General features: G+C 73.9%; 1 protein-coding gene. It reads right to left on the reverse strand.

Features of this window, described 5'->3' with window-relative positions; genetic code table 11:
* Positions 1 to 14,509: amino acid adenylation domain-containing protein (locus ACH442_RS44520; protein WP_396344238.1), on the reverse strand; the 14,509-nt coding region annotated here is incomplete at its 3' end.
* Positions 14,510 to 14,600: the final 91 nt, after the last annotated feature.

Genomic DNA, 14,600 nt, shown 5'->3' on the forward strand with positions numbered 1-14,600 from the left:
GATTCACCACCGCACCATGCGAAACCCCCACACCCTTCGGCACACCCGTCGACCCCGACGTGTAAATCACGTACGCCAGAGCAGCCGGATCGACGGTGACAGCCGGTGCGGTGTCCGTGTCGCCGCGCGCGTCGTCCAGGGAGACCACCTGCGCACCGGGCATCGGCCGGTCCGCGATCACGACGTTCGCGCCGGCGTCCGCCAGCATCATGGCGACACGCTCCGCCGGCAGGTCGGGGCTGATCGGCAGGTACGCCGCACCGGCCTTCCACACGCCCAGGATCGCGGTGATCACCTCCGCGCCGCGGGGCAGGCAGATGCCGGCCACCGACTCGGCGCCCACACCGAGCGCGCGCAGGTGGTGCGCCAGCCGGTTCGCTTCCGCGTCGAGCCGCGCGTACGTCAGCTCGGTCCCGTCGGCACGCACCGCCACGCTGTCCGGCGACTCCGCCACACGCAGCTCGAAGAGCTCGACGATCGAGGCGGCCGCGGCTTTGCGCGGGACACCGGTGCCCTGCGCGAGCAGCCGGGCGTGCTCGTCGCCGTCGATCAGCGGCACCTCGTCCAGGCCGCGGTCGTCGTCCGCGTCGAGGGCGGCCAGCACCCCGGCCAGGACGGTGTGCAGCAGGCGGGCGACCAGCTCGGGCTCGATCGGCGCCACCGCCTGCACGCCGACGCTCAGCCCCGCCGCGCCCTCGTCGTTCACCGAGACCGCGAGCGGGTAGTTGGTGCGGTCCCGGCCCCCGATCTGGCGTACCCCGTCCAGGACCGGCGCGGCGCCTTCCGGCGTACGCGGGCCGGTGTACCGGTAGTTGAAGATCGCGGTGAACAGCGGCACGTCGTTGTCCAGGCCGCTCGCCTGCTGCGCGACGGCGAGCGGGGCGTGCTCGTGTTCGAGCAGCGCGGCGAGCTGGTCACGCATGACCGCCACGGCCTCCCGCACGCCGAGCCGGCCGGTGTCCACCCGGACCGGCAGGGTGTTGATGAACGGCCCGACCACGCGCTCGGCGCCCGCACCGGCGTTCATCCGGCCGAACAGCACCGTGCCGAACACCACGTCGTCGTGGTCGGCCAGCGCCGCCAGCACCCGTGCCCACGCCACGTGCAGCACCGTCGCGGCGCTCACGCCGAGCCGCTGGGCGGCCGACCTCAGCCGCGCCGCCAGCCCGGTGTCCATCGGCACGGTTGCTGACGCCACATCGCCGCCGTCACCCCGGACGGCCAGGACGCCCAGCGGCGCCGTCGGCTCGGTGACGTCGCCGAGCAGGCCGGCGAAGTACCGTTCGTGCTCGGCCCGGTCCACCCCGCCCCGGGCCTGCGCCACGAAGTTGCGGAACGGCAGCGCCGGCGCCAGCGAGGCACCGTCACCGGCCAGCACCACCCGCAGTTCCCGGATCAGCACGTCCATGCCCTGGTGGTCCATCACCATGTGGTGCATCCGGACCACGGCCCGCCAGCGGCCGTCGCCGGCCGGGAAGGCGTGCAGGTCCATCAGCGGCGCCCGGTCCAGCTTCATCGTCCGCCCGGCGGCGAGGACGGGATCCGCAGCGTCCGCGGCAGCCGGGTGCTCCACCACCGGCAGCACCGCCCGGCGGCACACGACCTGCACCGGCTCCGGCAGGCCGGCCCAGAAGAAGGCCGTGCGGTAGACGTCGTGCCGATCCACCAGGTGCTGCAACCCGGCGGCGAACGCGTCGAGCCGCTCGCGGGAGTCGAACTCCAGCAGGCGGGTGTTGAGGTAGACATCCTCGCCGTCGCCGGCCATCAGGTGGTGGAAGAGCATGCCCTCCTGCAGCGGGGCGAGCGGGTAGATGTCGGCCACGTTCGTCGTGCCGCCGGGCACCTCGGCCACCAGGCCGTCGATCTCTGCCTGCGACAGTCGGGCCAGCGGAAGCATGTCCGGGGTGATCCGGCCCGCTCCCGCGGGAATCCGGTTCTCCGGGACGGCCACGGTCTCGGCGCCGGCCGCCACGGCCAGCCCGGCCGGCGTCGGCGTCTCGAACAGCGCCCGGATCCGCACTTCGGCACCGAGCGCGGCCCGGATCTTCGACAGCAGCTGGATGGCCAGCAGCGAGTGCCCGCCGAGCTCGAAGAAGTTGTCGTCGACACCGACCGCGTCCAGGCCGAGCACCTCGGCGAAGACCGCGCAGAGGACTTCCTCGCGTACCGTGGCCGGTGCCCTTCCGGGGACCACGCTGCGGTCCGGGGCCGGCAGGGCGGCGCGGTCGAGCTTGCCGTTGCCGGTCAGCGGCAGCTGCGGCAACGTCACGAACGCCGACGGCACCAGGTATTGGGGCAACCACTGCGCCAGGAAAGCCCGCAACCCGCTTTCGCCGACGTCGCCATCCGCGACGACATAGGCGACCAGCCGTTCGTCCTGCGCGATCACCGCCGCCTGCCGGACGTCGCGATGCCCGAGCAGGACCCGCTCGACCTCGCCGGGCTCGACCCGGAAGCCGCGGATCTTCACCTGCTCGTCCGAGCGGCCGAGGAAGACCAGCTGACCGTCCGCATGACGTTTCACGAGGTCACCGGTCCGGTACATGCGCTCGCCCACGGCGAACGGACACGCCACGAACCGCTCGGCGGTCGCACCGGGCCGGTTCACGTAGCCGCGGGCGAGCGGCGCGCCGGAAACGTACAACTCGCCGGTGACCCCGGCCGGGACCGGCGACAACCCGTCGTCCAGTACGTACAGACGGGTGTTCGCGATCGGCGATCCGATCGGCACACTCGTCGCGCCGGACGTGGCCCATGCCGACAGATCGGCGGTGGTCACCCCGACGGTCGCCTCGGTGGGGCCGTAGTGGTTGAACACGCGCCGGCTGTCCGCCTGCCGCACCAGCGACGCCACCCACTCGCGCGGAGCGGCCTCGCCGCCCAGCACCAGCGACCGGGCCGGCAGCACCGCGGGGACCGACAGCGCCATGGCGTGCGACGGCACCACCTTCACGTGGTCGATGCGGTGCTCGGCCAGATATCCGGCGACCGCGTCCGCGTCGACCACCGCGGTGGCGTCCAGCACGTGCAACTGCCCACCGGTGACCAGGCTGCCGAAGACGATGGTGTTGCCCAGGTCGGTCACCTGCGGCTGCAACAGCGCGAACCGGTCGCCCTCGGACCAGCCCAGCCGCTGCGACACCGACACCACATAGTTGGTGAGCGAGCCGTGCGTGACCGCCACGCCCTTCGGGGCGCCGGTCGACCCGGACGTGTAGATCACGTACGCCAGGCCCGCCGGGTCACCCGGGTCCGCGGTGACCGGCGTGGCGGCCAGCGGCAACTCGCCGTCCAGGACTACCTCGGCGCCGCTGTCGGCGAGCAGGAAGGCGACCCGTTCCGCGGGGAACTCCGGGTCGATCGGCAGGTACGCCGCACCCGCCTTCCACACGCCCAGGATCGCCGCGATCATGTCCGTGCCACGCGGCAGGCGCAGGGCGACCAGCGACTCCGGCCCGGCCCCCCGCTCACGCAGGTGTCCGGCCACCCGACCGGAGCGCAGATCGAGTTCGGCGTACGTCATCCGGGCGCCGCCGGCCACCACCGCCACCGCGTCCGGCGTGCGCGCCGCCTGCCGGGAGAACAGTTCCAGGACCGAGGCCGCGTCCACGGCGGCCGCGGTGTCGTTCCAGCCGGACACCAGCTGGTCCCGCTCCGCCGCGTCGAGCACGCCGACCTCGTGCAGGCGCGTGTCCGGTGCCGCGGTCAGGATGTCGACGATCCGCGTCCACCGCCGCGCCAGCGACTCGGCCGTCGCCACGTCGAACAGGTCGAGCGAGACGTTCAGGCCACCCGTCAGCCCGGCCGGGGCACCGAGCTCGTCGAAGGTCTCCCGCAGCGACACCTGGAGGTCGAAGTGCACGATGCCGGACTCCGGGTCGACGACCTCGGCCTGGACGCCGGGGAGGTCGAGCCGGGCGTACTCGGTGTTCTGCAACGTCAGCATCACCTGGAACAGTGGGTGCCGGGACAGAGTCCGCTCCGGCGCCAGCTGCTCCACGAGAACCTCGAACGGCACGTCCTGATGGGTCAGGGCGCCGAGCCCCGCCTCACGGACCCGGCCCACCACGCGCCGGAATGCCGGGGCGCCGCTCAGGTCCGTACGGATGACCAGGTTGTTCACGAAGAAGCCGACCAGGTCGTTGAGCGTTTCGTCGGTGCGCCCGGCGACCGGGGTGCCGACCGGGATGTCGGTACCCGCGCCGAGCCGCGACAGCAGCACCGCCAGGGCGGCCTGCAGCACCATGAACGGGGTCGCCTCCTCGGCCCGGGCCAGTTCGACGACGCGTTGGTGCACCTCGGCCGGGATCCGCACCGGGACCCGGTGCCCGCGATGGCTCGCCGTGGCGGGACGCGGCCGGTCGGACGGCAGCGCAAGCTCCTCCGGCGCGCCGGCGAGCGCCTCCCGCCAGTAGGCGACCTGCGCCGCCAGCAGACTGTCCGGGTCGGCGGCGTCACCGAGCAGCTCTCGCTGCCACAGCGCGTAGTCGGCGTACTGCACCGGCAGCGGCTCCCACACCGGCGCGGCGCCCCGCAGCCGGGCCGCGTACGCCGCAGCCAGGTCCCGTCCCATCGAGGCGTGCGACCAGCCGTCGGTGGCGATGTGGTGCACCACCACCATCAGCACGCGCTCGTCCGCGCCGGCCTCGAACAGGGTCGCGCGGATCGGCACCTGCGCGGACAGGTCGAAGGCGTACCGGGACTCGGCGGCGATCGCGGCGGCCAGCCCGGCGGCATCGACCGGGTGGACCAGTAGCTGCCAGTCGAACTCGGTGTCGTCCAGGATCCGCTGGTACGGCTCGCCGTCGGCGACACCGAAGACGGTCCGCAGCGGCTCGTGGCGCCCGATCACGTCCCGCAGCGCCGCCTCCAGCGCACCCGTGTCCAGGTCGCCGCTGAGCCGCAGCGTGAGCGGGATGTTGTAGGTGGCGCCGGCGCCCTCCAGCCGGCCCAGGAACCAGAGCCGGCGCTGCGCGAACGACAGCGGCAACCGGGGGGTACGTGCGGTCGCCCGCACCGGCGGGCGGATCCGCTCGCGGGCCGGGGCGGTCAGCCGCGCGGCCAGTCCGGCCGGGGTCGGCGCCTCGAACAGGGTCCGTACCTTCACCTCGGCCGACAGCCGGGCCCGGATGCGCGAGAGCAGCCGGATCGCGAGCAGGGAGTGCCCGCCCAGCTCGAAGAAGCTGTCGTCCACGCCGACCGTGTCGCGGCCGAGCACCTGGGCGAAGACCTCGCAGAGCGCCGCCTCGACCGGATCGGCCGGTGCCCGCCCGGCCGGCGCGGTGATCTCCTCCGGCGCGGGCAGGGCACGCCGGTCCAGCTTCCCGGCGGCGGTCAGGGGCAGCGCTTCGAGCGTCACCACGCGAGCCGGGACCAGGTAGTCGGGCAGCCGGCCCGCCACGAACTCCCGCAGCTCCGCCTCGGCGGGTCGGTCGCCGGTGGGCACCACATAGGCGACGAGCTGTCCCTCCGGCCGGGCCACCACCGCGGCCCGCGACACGGCCGGGTGGGCGAGCAGGGTCTGCTCGACCTCGCCCGGCTCGACCCGGAAGCCGCGGATCTTCACCTGGGCGTCGGCACGGCCGAGGAAGACCAGTTGCCCGTCCGCGGTCCAGCGGACCCGGTCACCGGTCCGGTACATGCGCTCGCCGCGGCCGAAGGGGCAGGCCACGAAGCGCTCGGCGGTGAGGGCGGGGCGGCCCGCGTAGCCGCGGGCGACCCCCGCCCCGGCGATGTAGAGCTCTCCCGGCACGCCCGGCGGCATCACGTCGAGCCGGTCGTCGAGCACATAGAGGCGGGTGCCGGCGATGGGCGTGCCGATCGGGACGACCCCGGTCGCGGAGAGTTCCGCGGTCACCACGCCGATCGTCGTCTCGGTCGGCCCGTAGTGGTTGAACACGCGGCGGTTGCCGGCCGCCCGGAGCAGCTCGACGACCCACGCGGCCGGTGCCGCCTCGCCGCCCAGCACCACCGACCGGGCCGGCAGCACCGCGGCCGGGCCGTCGGCGGCGGCCAGCGCCGCCAGGTGCGAGGGCACCGCCTTGACGAAGTCGATCTCGTGGTCGCGCAGGTAGGCGGCGACCGCGGCCGGATCCGTCACGGCCGCCGGGTCCAGCACGTGCAGCTCGCCGCCGGTGGCCAGGCTGATGAACACCACCGTGTTGCCCAGATCGGTGACCTGCGGCTGGAGCAACCCGTAGCGGGCGCCGGGCGCACCCCAGCCCAGCCGGTCCGGTACCCCCGCCACGTAGGTGGCCAGCGATCCCTGCGTCACCGCGACGCCTTTCGGCGTCCCGGTCGAGCCGGAGGTGTAGATGATGTAGGCCAGAGCGGCCGGGCCGGGCGTGACCGGTCGGTGCGTGCCGTCCTCCCCCGGCAGGCCGGCGAGGTGCACGGCCGGCTGCCCGGTCAGGCCGGCGTCCGTCCGCGGATCGGTGAGCACCAGCCGGGCGCCGCTGTCGGCGAGCAGGAACGCGATGCGCTCCGCCGGCAGCCGGTCGTCGATCGGCAGGTACGCCGCCCCGGCCTGCCAGATGCCCAGGATCGCGGTGATGGTGGGCAGGCCGGCCGGCAAGCAGATCGCGACCACCGACTCCGGTCCCACCCCCGTGCCGGCGAGGTACGCGGCCACTCGCCCGGCGGCTGCCGCCAGCTCCCGGTAGGTCGTCGCCGTACCGCCGGCGACCACGGCTGTGGCGTCCGGGGTGGCGGCCGCCTGCGTCAGGAAGCGGCTGATGACGGCCGGACGCTCGCCCGGCTCCGGGGTCTGGTTCCAGCGGTGCAGCACCTGCTCGCGCTCACCGTCGCCGAGCAGGCTCACCGTGTCGACCCGGACGCCGGCGTCGGCTGTCACCACGTCCAGCACCCGGGCGAACCACCGCGTGATCCGCGCCGCCGAAAGCGGGTCGAACAGGTCGGCCGCGGCGGTGACCAGGCCGCGGATCCCCGCCGGGCGCTGGTGCTCGTCGAAGGTCTCGTCGAGCGTCAGATGCAGGTCGTAGCGCGCGGGCGACGTGGCGGCGCCGGCCAGCTCGGTGGCGGCCTCGGCCACCTGCACGCCGGGCAGCTCGAGGACGGCCGGCGCGGTGTTCTGCACGTTCAGCACCACCTGGACCAGCGGGTTGCGGCCGGCGGTCCGCTGCGGCGCGAGTTCCTCCACCAGCCGCTGGAACGGCACGTCCTGGTGCTCCAGCGCCCCCAGGTTCGCCTCGCGCACCCGGGCCAGCAGCTCACGGAACTCCGGGCCGCCGGCGAGGTCGGTACGGACGACGAGCGTGTTGACGAAGAACCCGACCAGCTCGTTCACCGCCTCATCGGTGCGCCCGGCGACCACGGTGCCGATCGGGATGTCCGTTCCGGCGCCGGCCCGGGAGAGCATCACCGCGAGGGCGGCCTGGAACACCATCGACGGCGTCACGCCCTCGGCCCGTGCCATGCCGACGAGCCGGTGGTGCAGGTCGGCGGGCACCTCGAACGGCACCCGGTGTCCTCGCTCGCCCGGCGTCGCGAGCCGCGGCCGGTCCACCGGCAGGGCCAGCTCCCCGGGGGCGCCGCTCAAGGTCCGCCGCCAGTAGGCGATCTGCTCCACCATCAGTCCGGCCGGGTCCGACTCGTCGCCGAGCAGGTCGCGCTGCCATCGGGCGTAGTCGGCGTACTGCACCGGCAGCGGCTCCCACACCGGAGCCTCGCCACGGGCCCGGGCCGTGTACGCGGCCGACACGTCCCGGCCCAGCAGCGCCATCGACCAGCCGTCGGTGGCGATGTGATGCACGACCAGCACCAGGACGAACTCGTCCGCGGCCGACTGGAGCAGGGTGGCCCGGATCGGCAGGTCGGTGGCGAGGTCGAAGGTGGTCCCGACCGCCTCGGTGACAGCCTCCGGAAGGCCGCCGGGCTCGACCCGGTGGACGGCGAGGTCCCAGGTGAGTTCACCGGGTGCGAGGATCCGCTGGTAGGGCTCGCCGTCCGCGCTCTCGAAGACGGTCCTCAGCGGCTCGTGCCGGGCCACGACATCGCGCAGGGCCGCGCCCAGGGCGGCCACGTCGAGGTCGCCGGTGAGCCGGAGCACCGCCGGGTTGTTGTAGGTGGTGGCCGGGCCGTCCAGCTGGTGCAGGAACCACAGCCGGCTCTGCGCGAAGGAGAGCGGGATCCGCTCCGGGCGCTCGCCTGCGGTCAGCGGTTCCCGAGCCCGGGTGGCGTCGCTGATCCGGGCGGCCAGCCCGGCCACGGTCGGGTTCTCGAAAAGCAGGCGCACGGGCAGGTCCACGCCGAGGACCGCGCGGATCCGGGAGAGCACCCGCACCGCGAGCAGCGAGTGACCGCCCAGTTCGAAGAAGCTGTCGTCGAGCCCTACCGACGGCACACCCAGAACGTCGGCGAACAACCCGCAGAGCAGCTCCTGGTGCACCGACACCGGTCCACGCCCCGGACCTGACGCGTAGTCCGGTGCGGGCAGCGCGGCGCGGTCCAGCTTGCCGTTCACCGTCAGGGGCAGCTCGGCGAGCACCACCACCGCCGCCGGCACCAGGTACTCCGGCAGCCGCTCGGCCGCGAACCGCCGCACCGCGCCGGCGTCAACCCCAAGATCAAGATCACGAGGGATCACGTACGCGATGAGCCGTCGATCGCCCTCGACGTCCTCGCGGACGATCACCGCCGAACGGCCGACCCCCGGACACACGTCGAGGACGGCCTCCACCTCACCCGGCTCGATCCGGAAGCCGCGGATCTTGACCTGCTCGTCGGCGCGGCCCAGGAACAGCAACTGTCCGTCACCGGTCCACCGCGCCCGGTCGCCGCTGCGGTACATCCGCTCGCCGGTTCCGAACGGGCAGGCCACGAACCGCTCACCGGTCAGCCCGGGCCGTCCCGCGTACCCGCGGGCCACCTGCGCCCCGGCGATGTAGAGCTCCCCCGCCACGCCCGGCGGGACCGGCCGGAGGCGCTCGTCCAGCACGTACAGCCGGGTGTTCGCGATCGGCCGGCCGATCGGCACCGTGCCGCCGACCTCTTGCCCGGCCGACACCTCGAAGACGCAGCAGCCGACGACCGTCTCGGTCGGGCCGTACTCGTTGACCACCACCGAGCCCGGCGCCCGGTCCAGCCACGACCGCACCAGGGCGCCCGGCAACGCCTCACCGCCGACCACCCAGGTCCGGGCGGCGCGGGCCAGGTGCTCGTCGGAGAGCGACTCCGACAGCAGCGCCAGATGCGCCGGCACCGCCTTGACCAGCCCGAACCCGCCACGCTCACGCATCAGCGCGGCCAGGCCCTCGGCGTCGCCGGACGGGCTGACGACCACCGCGGACCCGGACACCAGCGGGACGACGACGCTGGTCACGGTGAGGTCGAACGCGATCGACGAGTGCAGCGGCGCACCACCGCCACCCGGGCGCATCCGGTAGGCGCCGGCCGCCCAGGAGACGTAGTTGGCCAGGCCGCCGCGGGTCACCGCCACGCCCTTCGGCGTGCCCGTCGAGCCCGAGGTGTAGATCACGTACGCGAGCCCGGCCGGGTCCACGGCCGGCACCGGCGGCGCGGTCGCCGGCGCGGCGGCCACCTGCGCCGCCACCAACCGGTCGTCCAGCGCGACCATCCGGGTCAGGCCCGGCACCGGCAGGTCGCCCGAGGTCTCCTCGTCCGTCAGCAGCAGCACCGCCCGGCTGTCGGCGAGCGTGAAGATGATCCGCTGCACCGGGTACTGCGGATCGACCGGCAGGTAGGCGGCACCGGCCTTCCACACCGCGAGGATGGCGGTGACCAGGTCCGTCCCGGGCGGCAGGCAGAGCCCGACCACCGACTCCGCGCCGACGCCCTGCGCGACGAGGTAGTTGGCCAGGCGGTTCGCCGCGGCGTCGAGCTCGGCGTAGGTCAGCGACACGGCGCCGGTGGTCACCGCGATGGCCTGCGGGGACTGCGTCGCCCACCGCTCGAAGAGCTCCACGACGTCGCCGGCCGCCACCTCCGCCGCGGTGTCGTTCCATCCGGTCAGCACCTGCGCACGCTGCGGGGCGTCCAGCAGGTCGACGTCGTGCAGCCGCACGTCCGCGGTGGCCGACACCGTCTCGAGGACCCGCTGGTACCAGCCCGTGATCCGGTGCACGGTCGGCTCGTCGAACAGGTCCCGGGTCGCGCCGACGTGCCCGCGCAGACCGGCCGGCCGGCCGTCCCCGTCGAACTCCTCGGCGATCGACACCTCGAGGTCGAACTTCGCCGCGGCCACGGACGGCGCCTGCGGCTCGTTGCCGCCGCCGGCCCCGAGATCGGCGCGCTCGATGTTCTGGAAGGTCATCATCACCTGGAACAGCGGGTGGCGGGTCAGCGACCGGGCCGGCGCCAGCTGCTCCACCAGCCGCTCGAACGGCACGTCCTGATGCGCCAGCGCCTCCAGCGACGCCTCACGCACCCGGACGAGCACCTGGCGGAAGTCCGGGTCACCGGAGAGATCCGTACGCAGGACAAGCGTGTTGACGAAGAAGCCGACCAGATCGTCGAGCGCCTCGTCGGAACGGCCGGCCACCGCGAACCCGGTCGGGATGTCGTCACCGGCGCCGGAGCGCGACAGCATCACCGCCAACGCCGCCTGGAGCACCATGAACACCGTCACGCCCTCGGCGCGCGCGAGGTCTGCCAGCCGCTCGTGCACCGGGGCAGGCACCCTCAGCGGCACTCGGTACCCGCGGTGGCCGGCCACCACCGGGCGCGGCCGGTCCACCGGCAGGGCCAGCTCGTCCGGCGCACCGGCCAGCGCCCGCCGCCAGTACGCGATCTGCTCCGCCATCAGGCTTGCCGGGTCGGCCTCGTCGCCGAGCAGGTCGCGCTGCCACAGGGTGTAGTCCGCGTACTGCGCCGGCAGCTCGGGCCAGTCCGGCGCGGCGCCGGCGCACCGTGCCGTGTACGCCTGCCGCAGGTCCCGCCAGAGCGGGCGCATCGACCAGCCGTCGCTGGCGATGTGGTGCACCAGGACCACCAGCACGAACTCGTCCGGGCCGGTCACCACCGCCGTCACCCGGACCGGGACCTCGGCGGACAGGTCGAACACGTACGCGGAAGCCGCCGCCACCACCTGGTCCACGTCACCGGTCAGGTCCTCGACGACGTGCACGCCGGCGGAGACCGACCCGACCGGCAGAACCACCTGGCCCGGTTCACCGGCCACGGCCGGATAGACGGTCCGTAGCACCTCGTGCCGGCCGAGCAGGTCGGCGACCGCCGCCCGCAGCGCGTCGGCGTCCAGCCTTCCCGGCACGGTCATGACCAGGGGCACGTTGTAGGTGGTGCTCGGCCCCTCCAACTGGCCGAGGAACCACAGCCGCTGCTGCGCGAACGACAGCGGCACCGCCGGCGGCCGCTCCCGCACCCGGATCCCCTCGCGAGCCGCCCGGGCATCCTCGACCAGGGCGGCCAGCCCGGCCACCGTGGGCGTGTCGAACAGCGACCGCACCGGCACCTCGACGCCGAGCACCCGCCGGATGCGGCTCATCAGCCGCACGGCCAGCAGCGAGTGCCCGCCGAGGGCAAAGAAGTTGTCGTCGGCGCCGACCCGGGGCAGCCCCAGCAGGTCGGCGAACAGCCCGCACAGGATCTCCTCGCGCGCGGTCCTCGGTCCCCGGCCGGCGCCGGCCTGGTGGACGGGTGCCGGCAGGGCGTGCCGGTCCACCTTGCCGTTGGTGGTCAGCGGCAGCTCCGCGAGGATCACGACGGCCGACGGCACCATGTACTCGGGCAGGCGGGACGCCACGAACTCGCGCACCGCACGGCCGTCGAGCACCGCATCCGGCCGGGCCACGACGTAGCCGACCAGGCGACGGTCACCCGGCGTGTCCTCCCGCACGATCACCGTGGCCCCCGCGACCGCCTCGTGGGCGGTCAGGACCGTCTGGATCTCGCCCGGCTCGACGCGGAACCCGCGGATCTTCACCTGCTCGTCGGCCCGGCCGGCGAACTCGAGCATCCCGGCCGGAGTCCACCGCGCCAGGTCACCGGTGCGATACAGCCGGCCGCCGGCGCCGAACGGATCGGCCACGAACCGCTCCGCGGTCAGGTCCGCGCGGTCCCAGTAGCCGCGGGCCAGTCCGGTGCCCGCGACGTACAGTTCGCCGAGCACGCCCGGCGGCACCGGGGCCAGCCGATCGTCGAGCACGTAGGCGCGGGTGTTGTCCAGCGGGCGCCCGATCGGCACACCCGCCTGGTCGCCGTGATCCCAGCCGGTCAGGTCGGACACGACCGCCTGGGTGGCGCACAGGGTCACCTCGGTCGGGCCGTACAGGTTGCGGACCACCACGCCGGGAGCGGCCCGCACGATCGCGCGCACCGCAGCCGCCGGGACCACGTCGCCGCCGGTGCTGACCTCGCGCACCCCGCGGAAGGCTCCCGGGTCGTCCTGGGCGACGGCGCTCAGCAAACCCGCTGTCACGAACACATGGGTCAGCTCGTGCCGCTCGATCAGCGCCCGCAGCACCTCGGCGTCGAAGCGGCCCGCGGGCGCCTGCACCACCCGGGCGCCGGAGAGCAACGGCAGCCACAGCTCGTACACCGACGCGTCGAACGAGTGTGGCGCCTGCATCAGCAGCCGTGCGTCCGGTCCCACGCCCCAGCACCTGTCGCGCACCAGGTCCACGACGTTGTGATGGGTCACCGCGATGCCCTTCGCCACGCCCGTCGACCCCGAGGTGAACATCAGATACACCGGCTGCTCGGCGGCGCACGCAACAGCCACCGGACGCGGCTCGGGCAGGGCGTCCCACCAGCCCTGATCGGTCACCACCAGATCGGCCCACAACGGTGCGAGGGCCGCCCGGGGATCGTCCACGAGGACCAGATCGACCCGGGCCTGGTCCAGCATCGCGCGCATCCGCGACTCCGGCACCCCGGCGTCGACCGGCACGTACGCGGCACCGGTCTTCACGATGCCCAGCAGCACGGCGACCAGGCCGGCCGACCGGTCTATCACCACACCGATCCGGGTCTCCGGACCGGTCCCGCGGTCGAGCAGCCAGCGCGCCACCCGATCCGACCTGGCGTCCAGCTCCCGATACGACACCTGTGCGGCGCCGGTCTCCAGGGCGATCGCGTCCGGCGCCGCCGCGACCCGGGCCGCGAACAGTTCCGGCACCGACGACACCGGCAGCGGCACCGCCGTGTCGTTCCAGCTCTCCAGCGCCCGCCGCTCCCCGGCATCCAGCACGTCGACGGTGTGTACGCGTACGCCCGGCGCCGCCACCACGGTCTCGAGGACCCGCACGAAGTACCGCGCGAGCCGGGCGACCGTGGCGGCGTCGAAGAGGTCCGCCGACCCGACGAACTGCCCGGTGAGCCCGGCCGGGCGCCCGGCCTCGTCGACGTTCTCCGCCATCGTGAGTTCGACGTCGAAGCGGGCCACGGCCCGGGCGGGGGGAATCGTGGCTGCGGACACGCCGGCCAGCCGGAACGGCGCGTCGTCCTCGTTCCGCAAGCTGAGGACGACCTGGAACAGCGGGTGCCGGGCCAGCGACCGGACCGGCGCCAACTCCTCCACCAACCGCTCGAACGGCACGTCCTGATGCGCCAGCGCACCCAGCGACGCCGCACGCACCCGACCCAGCACCTGCCGGAAATCCGGATCACCCGACAGATCAGTACGGATCACCAGCGTGTTCACGAAGAACCCGACCAGATCCTCCAGAGCCGGATCGGTACGACCCGCGACCGGCGACCCGATCGGAATGTCAGCGCCCGCACCCAGCCGCGACAACATCACCGCCAGCGCGGCGTGCAGCAGCATGAACGGGGTCACGCCCTCGGTCCGCGCCAGCTCCGCCAACCGCAGGTGCGTCTCCGGCGCGATGCGCAGCGGCTCCCGATGGCCGTCGTGGCCGGCGACCGCCGGCCGAGGCCGGTCGGCCGGCAGGGCCAGTTCCTCCGGGGCGCCGGCCAGCGTCCGGCGCCAGTGGCCGACCTGCCGGGAGAGCAGGCTGTCCGGGTCGGACTCGTCGCCGAGCAGCTCCCGCTGCCACAGGGTGTAGTCGGCGTACTGCACCGGCAGCGGCTCCCACGCCGGCGCCGCGCCGGCCAGCCGTGCGGCGTACGCCGTGGCGATGTCCCGGCTCAGCGGACGGCGCGACGAGGCGTCACCGGCGATGTGGTGCACCACCAGGATCAGCACGTGCTCGTCGGGTCCGATCCGCAGCAGCCGGCCGCGCAGTGGTACCTCGGCCGCGAGGTCGAACGGCTGCTGTCCGGCCCGGGTCACCTCGACAGCCACGTCCTGCGGGCCGGCGGAGCGCACCTCCAGCCGCCAGTCCAGTTCATCGGGATCGAGGATCCGCTGGTAGGGCTCGCCGTCGCGGGCGGGGAAGACGGTGCGCAGCGACTCGTGGCGTGCCAGCACGTCCCGCATCGCCTCGTCCAGCGCGACGGTGTCGAGCCGGCCGCGCAACGTCACGGCGAACACCTCGTTGTAGGTGACGCTCGAGCCCTCCAGCTGAGCCAGGAACCACAACCGGCGCTGGGCGAAGGACAGAGGGATCATCGCGGCAACTCCTTAGGCATCGAGCCACGTCGAAGCACCGATCGCCGATCGCTGTTTTTTCAGCGATCGGCGGAGAACGGCCAGCCGATTC

It is taken from the genome of Actinoplanes sp. NPDC020271, from assembly GCF_044388125.1.
Taxonomy (GTDB): Bacteria; Actinomycetota; Actinomycetes; order Mycobacteriales; family Micromonosporaceae; genus Actinoplanes.